1 protein-coding gene is annotated in these 1,158 nt (G+C 66.7%); it reads left to right on the forward strand.

Translation table 11 applies throughout. The annotated features are described in order from the left end of the window. Positions 1-212 precede the first annotated feature (212 nt). On the forward strand, positions 213-737 hold the full coding sequence (locus tag AB0367_RS38735; RefSeq protein WP_366231503.1) for an HAD domain-containing protein: 525 nt from the start codon (positions 213-215) through the stop codon (positions 735-737). The last annotated feature ends 421 nt before the right edge of the window (positions 738-1,158 follow it).

Below are 1,158 nucleotides of genomic sequence, written 5' to 3' on the forward strand. Positions count from 1 at the left end.
CCATTCTCCCCGCGATCCAGCCCGGCTTGGCGGCACCGAGACCGCGGCAGAGCACAATCAAACTACCGCCCGCGATCGCCCCGTCCACCACACCCAGACCAGCCGGCCACACCAGGTCGACCGTCGTGAGCAGCCGATCGGTGAACACCATCGCCGCGGCATCCGCTCATGTAGCCGCAAGTCGGGCGGGCGGGATCAGGTACGGTCCGGAAGTGCTTCCTGGCATCGTGCGACAACCGTTGATCTTTATCGACGTAGACGGTGTGCTCATTCCGCTGCGAGAACGTTCGGTGACCACGGATCACCCTCCCATCGCAGCCGCGACGCACGCATACGAGGACTCCGGCAATCCTCTGTTGCACCGGCTCGACCCAGGTGACGGACGGCGCCTGTTGGCCCTGAACGGCGAGCTCGTCTGGGCGACCACCTGGATGGCGGAGGCGAACGAGGTCATCTCGCCACGGCTTGGCCTGCCGGTGCTGCCCATCGTGGCCTGGCCAGACGCCGATGATTCACCAGCGCACGGTCTGCACTGGAAGACGGTGTCCATCACGCGATGGGCCGCAGGACGACCGTTCGTCTGGCTTGACGATGAGATCACCGACACCGACCAGCGGTGGGTCGCCACGAACCACCCACGCCCGGCGCTGCTGCACCACGTCGACCCATGCCTCGGATTGAGCGATGCAGACTTCGCGACGGTCCGGCAGTGGCTCGGGCAACACAGAACCGTTTGATCAGCTGCACGCACATGCCGCGGAGCGAGCGGTAGAGGTGCGCGGCTGGATCACCGGGCGTCGTTTGCCAGTACGGCCGGTGGCTGCCGCCGCTGTCATGGCGCCAGCGTGTCAGCGGCCCGGTCACGGAGATGCTCGCCGCATGCGGGTTTGTGTACGAGGAGGCCGACATGCCGGTCCGACGTCGAGATCGTCTTGGCGGGCAGGGGGTGCCCGACGGTCGGTCGAGCGACCGCGTCGCCGGTAACCCGGCAAGTCGTGGTGGCCCAGGGGACGGAGGTTGCGGCCGCGGCCAGCGTTTAGCCTGCTGTTGTGGCGAGAGCCGAACTAGGGCCTGTCTGACGGATCTTGTTGGGCGGTAGTGTTCTCCCTCATGGCGGTTGATCTCTCTGATGCGGAGTGGTCTCGGCTGGCGCCGTTG

The sequence above is a fragment of the Dactylosporangium sp. NPDC051484 genome, assembly GCF_040689395.1.
Lineage (GTDB): Bacteria > Actinomycetota > Actinomycetes > Mycobacteriales > Micromonosporaceae > Dactylosporangium.